The following is a 7075-nucleotide window of genomic DNA, read 5'->3' as shown; positions in this document are numbered from 1 at the left end:
TGCCGGCGCCGCAGACCATCGCCGCGATGGCGGAGGTCTCGGCGCACCAGCCTTCCGGATAGGATGCGTTCTCGACGTTGCAGCCCGCATGGGTCGTGCCGGCACCGCTGCGCAGCGCCGCGCCGACGGCGAACCGGGAATATGGCGCATGGGCGCGGTCGCGGATCGCCCTGGCGAGGTCGAAGAGATCACGATCCATCATCTGCTCCCCTATCCGGCCGGCCCCCCGCCCGGCCGGCGAAGGTCGTCCATCGCAAAGGCGCCGCCGGGCCCGGCCTGGCACTCGGGCCGGAGCGCGGGTTGCTCCCCCTCGTCGAGCTCGGCCCAGGGCCCCGGTTTCCGCGCGTCTCCGTCATCCCGCTGTCATGCGCGTCCGACGCATGCCTGGACGGAAGGTACGAAGTGTCTCGACCATGATCGACGAAAATGCGAAGGTCAGCAACACTTCCCGACGGCAAGGGCCGTCCGGAAAATCAAGTCGAATGGCGCAACAGGAGGTAGAGTTGAACAAGGATGTTATCAGAACGTCGCTCGCCGCAATCGCCGCAACGGCCTTGGTCGCGGCCTGGGGCGCGGCACCGGCCAACGCATTCTCCGCCTGCCAGGTCACCGATACCGGCGGCGTCGACGACAAGGGCTTCAACGAGACCGCCTGGAAGGGCGTCAAGGATGCCGAGGGAATGCTCGGCATCGAAGGCAAGTTGCTGGAATCCAAGCAGGAAACCGACTACGAGCCGAACATAAATTCCTTCCTGTCGCAGGATTGCGACCTCATCATCACCGTCGGCTTCCTGCTTGGCGACGCCACCAAGAAGGCGGCCGAGGCCAATCCCGACACCAAATTCTCGATCGTCGACTTCGCCTATGACCCGGTCGTCCCGAATATCCTTGGCCAGGTCTATGCGACGGACGAGGCGGCCTTCCTCGCCGGCTATCTGGCCGCCGGCATGTCGAAGACCGGCGTCGTCGGCACCTTCGGCGGCATCAACATTCCGCCGGTGACCATCTTCATGGACGGCTTCTATCGCGGCGTTAAGTATTACAACGGGAAGAAGGACACCGAGGTCATGGTCCTCGGCTGGGACCCCGCATCCGGCGAGGGCCTGTTCACCAACAACTTCGAGTCGCTCGACGACGGCCGTGCCTTTGCGAAGAACCTCAACGACGAGGGCGCCGACGTCGTCATGCCGGTCGCCGGCCCGGTCGGCCTCGGATCGGCGGCGCTCGCCGACGAGCTCGGCACCGACAACCTGATGATCATCGGCGTCGACGCGGACCAGTATCTGACCGACCCCGAAAAGAAGCACGTCTACCTGACCTCGGTGCTGAAGCGGATGGATTCGACCGTGGTCCAGGCGATCAAGATGGCGCAGGACGGCTCCTTCGAGGGCGGCGTCATCGTCGGCACGCTCGCCAATGGCGGCGTTGGCCTCGCCCCCTATCACGACTTCGACTCGAAGGTTCCGGACGCGCTCAAGAAGGAAATCGACGAGATCGCCGCCGGCATCGAGGCGGGCGACATCTCCGTCAAGGACTGAGATTCAGCCCTTGCCCGCCCGCCAGGCGGGCCGCAGATGACATGGACCGCCGCGTAGCAGCGCGGCGGTCCTCCCTGAGGGACGAGGGGAAACGCGGACCTTGGATATCGAACTGCGCGGCATCACCAAGCGTTTCGGGCCGGTGGTCGCCAATTCCGATGTCAACCTGACGATCAGGGCCGGCGAGATCCTCGGCCTGCTCGGCGAGAACGGCGCCGGCAAGACGACGCTGATGAACGTCCTCAGCGGTCTCTATCGCCCCGACGAGGGCGAGATCCTCATCGACGGCAAGCCGACCCGTTTCGAGGGCGCCGGCGACGCGATCCGCGCCGGCATCGGCATGGTCCATCAGCATTTCATGCTGGTCCCGGTCTTCACCGTCGCCGAGAATGTCGTGCTCGGGGTCGAGCCGACCGGCCGCCTCGACCATCTCGACATCGCCACGGCGCGCGAGCAGGTCCGAGCGATCGGCGCCGAGCACGGCCTCGTCGTCGATCCGGACGCGATCATCGAGGAGGTGCCGGTCGGCGTCCAGCAGCGGGTCGAGATCATCAAGGTGCTGTTCCGCTCGGCGGACGTGCTGATCTTCGACGAGCCGACCGCCGTGCTGACGCCCCAGGAGGTCGAGGATTTCTTCGGCATCATCCGCTCGCTGCGCGATGCCGGCAAGGCGCTGGTCTTCATCACCCACAAGCTCTTCGAGATCCTCGAGGTCGCCGACCGGATCAGCGTGCTGCGCGGCGGCAAGATCGTCGGCGAGGGAGACCCGAAGACCGCGACCGAGGCGGAGCTCGCCGAGATGATGGTCGGCCGGCCGGTCAGCTTCACCGTCGACAAGAAGCCGGCGGTGCCCCGCCGCCCGATGATCGAGGTCAGGAACCTCAAGGTCATGAACGACCGCCACGAAGTCGCGGTCAACGACGTGAGCTTCGCGGTCAGGGCCGGCGAGGTCGTCGGCATCGCCGGCGTCCAGGGCAACGGCCAGACCGAGCTGGTCGAGGCGCTGACCGGGCTGAGGTCGGCGATCGCCGGTTCGGTCGTCTTCCATGACGAGGACATCACCCATGCTTCCGCGCGGCACCGCCACAAGCTCGGCATGGCGCACGTCCCCGAGGATCGCCAGCGGGAAGGGCTGATCGAGACCTTCACGCTCGCCGAGAATATGGTCCTCGACAGCTATTACGACGAACCCTATTCGACCGGCATCAGGATGCACTGGCCGAAGGTCGAGACCGAGGCGGCACGGATCATCACCGACTTCGACGTGCGCACCTCCTCGGTCTTCGAGCTTGCCGACCACCTGTCGGGCGGCAACCAGCAGAAGCTCGTCGTCGCCCGTGAAATGTCGCGCGACATCCAGGTGCTCATCGCCTCCCAGCCGACCCGCGGCGTCGATGTCGGATCGATCGAATACATCCACAAGCGGATCATCGCGGCCCGCGACGCCGAGGTCGGGGTGCTGATCGTATCGACCGAGCTCGACGAGATCCGCGCCCTGTCCGACCGTGTCCTGGTGATGTATCGCGGACGGGTTGTGGCGGAATTCGATGCCGCCGCCGCGACCGTCGCCGAGCTCGGGCTGGCGATGGCGGGAGCGACGGCATGAGCGAGCCCGGCAAGCTCGACGGCTTCTCGCAGGACCTGCTCAAGCGGGCGGTCTCGGACCGCTTCGACGCCGAGGAGATGATCCTCGTTCCGCTGCTCGCCGTCGCCATGGCGCTCGCCTTCGGCGCGATCGTGATGCTCGCCACCGGCGTCAGCCTGACCGCCGTCGGCCAGTCCTATGTGGCGCTGTTCACCGGCTCGCTCGGCTCGATCAACGCGGTCTCCGAGACGCTGACCGCCGCGGCGCCGCTGACGCTTGCCGCGCTTGGCATCGCCCTCGGCTTCCGGGCCGGGCTGTTCAATATCGGCGCCGAGGGCCAGGTCCTGCTCGGCGGCATGGCGGCGGTCGTGGTCGGCTTCGCACTGACCGACACGCCGGCCTGGATCCACCTGCCCCTCGCCCTCCTCGCCGGGGCGATCGCCGGCGCCATCTGGGCGGGGATCGCCGGCTGGCTGAAGGCCGCTACCGGGGCGCATGAGGTGATCACCACCATCATGCTCAACCTCATCGCCATGCGGCTCGTCGACTACCTGCTCCGCAACCCGCCGGTCCAGAAGCCGGGTCGGGCCGACCCGATCTCGCAATCGGTGCTGCCAAGCGCCGAGCTGCCCAGGCTCCTCTCCTTTATCGATCCGAACCTGCGCGTCCATGCCGGCATCCTGCTGGTCATCGCCGCGGTCCTTTTCGTCTACTGGCTGCTTTTCCGGACGACCACGGGCTTCGAGTTCCGCGCCGCCGGCTCCAACCCCGACGCGGCGCGCTATGCCGGCATGAAGTCGGGGATGATCATCGTTCTGGTGATGGCGACGGCCGGGGCGCTGGCCGGCCTCGCCGGCGCCAACCAGGTGCTCGGCGTGCTCGGCCGCGCCTCGCCCGGCTTTTCCGGAGGGGCGGGATTCGACGCCATCGCCGTCGCGTTGCTCGGCCGCTCGCATCCGGTCGGCGTCCTCCTCGCCGGCCTGCTGTTCGGCGCCCTCCAGGCCGGCGGCCGCGAGATGCAGGTCGAGGCGGGGGTCAGCATCGACCTGATCGCCATCATCCAGGCGCTGGTCATCGTCTTCATGGCCGCGCCGACCCTGGTCCGGGCGACCATCCCCTGGGTCTTCCGCAAGGAGGCGGGGCGTTAGCATGTCAGGGAAACGGATCGCATGGCGGTAACCGACACAGCGCCCGTGACGACGGCCGATATCGAGCTCGCCCGCCGGCGGCAGAAGAAGGTCAACGGCGTCATCCTGCTTGGCCTCGCGGTCTTCGTCGCGGTCGCCTTCGGCGCCACCTCGGAAGGCAACGCCGTCTTCCGGCTGACCCTGCCGCGCGACGCCATAAGCATCCCCAACCTCGTCGTGCCGGCCGCGCCCTATGCCTATATCGTCGCCGGCCTCCTCGCCTTCTTCGGCATCCGCCAGTTCATGCGCGGCGGCGGACGCTCGACCAACGTCTTCCTTGGCATCGGCCTCCTCCTCGTCGTCACCGCCTTCCTCACCTGGGCGACGGCCGGCAAGTCCTTCTCGCTGACCGGCATGCTCGAATCGACCATGGTCCGTGCCGTGCCGATCGCCCTTGGCGGCCTCGCCGGCGTCCTGTCGGAGCGCGTCGCGGTGGTCAATATCGCCATCGAGGGGATGCTGCTCGCCGGCGCCTTCGCGGGTGCGCTGATCGGCTCGGTGCTCGGCGGCTTCGTCGGCATCCTCGGCGCGGTCGCGATCGGCGGGCTGTTCGGCTTCATCCTCGCCGCGCTGGTCGTCACCCACCGGGTCGACCAGATCATCGCCGGGGTGGCGATCAACCTCTTCGTCCTCGGCCTGACCTCCTATGTCTCGAGCCAGGTGCTGACCAAATACACATGGCTCAACAATGCGCCGGTCTTCCGGCCGATCGACATTCCGCTGCTCAGCGACCTGCCGGTGATCGGCCCGGTCCTCTTCCGCCAGAACCTCTTCGTCTACGGCGCGCTGATCATGGTGCTGGTCGCGACCTACTATCTCTTCCACACCCGATCGGGCCTCCGTGCCCGCGCCGTCGGCGAGCATCCGGAAGCCGCCGACACGCTCGGCATCGACGTCTACCGCACCCGCTACATCAACGTGACGATCGCCGGCATGGTCGCCGGCTTCGGCGGCGCCTGGTTCACGCTCGGCTCGGTCGGCCGCTTCGACGAGGGGATGACGGGGGGCCGCGGCTATATCGGCCTCGCCGCGATGATCTTCGGGCGCTGGCACCCGGTCGGGGCGCTGATGGCGGCGCTGGTCTTCGGATTCGCCGACTCGCTGCAGCAGAAACTCGCTATCCTGCACACGCCGATTCCGTCGGAATTCCTGGCCATGGCGCCGTATATCGCCACAATCGTCCTGGTCGCCGGGCTGATCGGGCGGGCGCGTCCGCCGGCCGCCGACGGCCAGCCCTATATCAAGGAGTAAGGCGCTTCGCGCCGGGAGGAAGGACAGGAATGGCAGGACGCCCGGCGCTCGCTATGGTCGCCCACGACAACCAGAAGGACGCGCTCGTCGCCTTCGCGACGAGCCACGCGAACCGGCTCTCGCAGTTCGATCTCTTCGCCACCGGAACCACCGGCGCGCGGATCAAGGCGGCGCTGCCGGCGCTCGATGTCACGGCGTTGAAGAGCGGCCCGCTCGGCGGCGACCAGCAGATCGGCGCGCTGATCGCCGAGGGACGGATTTCGGCGCTGGTCTTCTTCGTCGACCCGCTGACGCCGATGCCCCATGACGTCGACGTCAAGGCGCTGACCCGGCTGGCGGTGGTCTACGACATCCCGATGGCGCTCAATGCCGCCACCGCCGAGATCCTGATCCGCCATCCCGGCGACTTCACGACGCCGGCCGATCGCGGGGAGGCGGCGTGATGGCGGCGTCTCCGGAAGCGTTCGCCTTCCCGGTGATGAGCGGCGACATCGGCGGCACCAACGCGCGCTTCGTCCTCATCCATGACCAGGACGCGGCGGTCGAGCGCATCCCGACGCTTGCCACCGCCGACTTCGCGACGATCGAGGACGCGATGGCCGCGGCGATCGGCGACCGCCCCGAGGCGGAACGCCCGAAGACCGCGATCCTGGCGCTCGCCGGCCCGATCACCGGCGACCGCGTAGCTATGACCAACAATCACTGGGTGGTCGAACCGAAGAAGCTGATCGAGCGCTTCGGCCTGTCCGACGTCATCCTGCTCAACGATTTCGAGGCGCTGTCGCTCTGCCTGCCGGGCCTCGGCACGGATGGGGTCGATCCGATCGGCGACGGCGTCGCCACCCCGAACGGCGCCCGCGTCGTGGTCGGGCCCGGAACCGGGCTCGGCGCCGGGGCACTGATCCAGAGCGGCGGCCGATGGGTGCCGATCCCCAGCGAGGGCGGGCATATCGATCTCGGGCCCGTGAGTCCGCGCGACTTCGAAATCTGGCCGCATCTCGAACAGACCTTCGGCCGGATGAGCACCGAGACCCTGGTCTGCGGCTCGGGGATGCTGCGTCTCTACAGGGGCGTCTGCGCGGCGAACGGCGTCGATGCGCGCTTCGGGAACGAAGCCGACGTCGCCGCCCACGGGCTTGCCGGCGACAGTCCGGAAGCGGTCGAGACGCTCGCGCTCTTCGCCACCTATCTCGGTCGCTTCGCCGGCGATCTCGCGCTGGTCTTCACCGCCTATGGCGGCGTCTATCTCGCTGGCGGCATCTCGGCCAGGATCGCGCCGGCGCTGAAATCGGGCGCGTTCCGCGAAGCCTTCGTCACCAAGGAGCCGCATCGCCACCTGGTGGAGCGGATGGCGACGGCGATCATCGTCAAGCCCGACCCGGCGCTTGCCGGCATCGCCCATTTCGCCCGCCGCCCGGCCGAGTTCGGCGTCGAGCTCGAAGGCCGCTGGTGGCGGAGTTGATGTAGTGAATTTGCAATCAGAGCCTAGCTCAAGCCCGAAATAATATAGCCTC

The 7075-nt window shown here is 67.8% G+C and carries 7 protein-coding genes; 6 read left to right on the top strand and 1 reads right to left on the bottom strand.

Features of this window, described 5'->3' with window-relative positions; all coding sequences use genetic code 11:
* On the bottom strand, positions 1-202 hold a 202-nt coding region (locus tag KDJ86_RS14905), incomplete at its 3' end, for a cytidine deaminase family protein (RefSeq protein WP_367116826.1).
* Between the two features lie 301 nt (positions 203-503).
* On the opposite strand from KDJ86_RS14905, the gene KDJ86_RS14900 reads away from it, so the two are divergent.
* The 6 genes from KDJ86_RS14900 (at position 504) to KDJ86_RS14875 (ending at position 7023) form a co-directional block, all read left to right on the top strand.
* Entirely contained in the window at positions 504-1538 is a 1035-nt protein-coding gene (locus tag KDJ86_RS14900; protein ID WP_291747446.1) for a BMP family lipoprotein, read from the top strand.
* A gap of 100 nt (positions 1539-1638) precedes the next feature.
* Positions 1639-3144 carry an ABC transporter ATP-binding protein gene (locus KDJ86_RS14895; protein ID WP_291747443.1) on the top strand — a complete coding sequence of 502 codons (1506 nt, stop codon included), beginning with the start codon at positions 1639-1641 and terminating at the stop codon, positions 3142-3144.
* Positions 3141-4271 (top strand): ABC transporter permease, encoded by a 1131-nt coding sequence (locus KDJ86_RS14890; protein ID WP_291747441.1) that lies wholly within the window; start codon positions 3141-3143, stop codon positions 4269-4271. Before KDJ86_RS14895 ends, KDJ86_RS14890 begins: the two co-directional genes overlap by 4 nt.
* Before the next feature lie 21 nt (positions 4272-4292).
* Positions 4293-5561, top strand: a complete 1269-nt coding sequence (locus tag KDJ86_RS14885) for an ABC transporter permease (RefSeq protein WP_291747438.1) — start codon at positions 4293-4295, stop codon at positions 5559-5561.
* A gap of 29 nt (positions 5562-5590) precedes the next feature.
* A complete protein-coding gene (locus KDJ86_RS14880) occupies positions 5591-6004 on the top strand; it encodes a methylglyoxal synthase (protein ID WP_291747435.1) in 414 nt (137 codons plus the stop codon).
* Positions 6004-7023 carry a glucokinase gene (locus tag KDJ86_RS14875; RefSeq protein ID WP_291747433.1) on the top strand — a complete coding sequence of 340 codons (1020 nt, stop codon included), beginning with the start codon at positions 6004-6006 and terminating at the stop codon, positions 7021-7023. The genes KDJ86_RS14880 and KDJ86_RS14875 overlap by 1 nt, the downstream gene beginning before the upstream one ends.
* Positions 7024-7075 lie beyond the last annotated feature (52 nt).

Source organism: Bauldia sp. (assembly GCF_020442045.1).
Lineage (GTDB): Bacteria > Pseudomonadota > Alphaproteobacteria > Rhizobiales > Kaistiaceae > Bauldia.
This window is presented reverse-complemented; position numbering and strand designations above follow the sequence as displayed.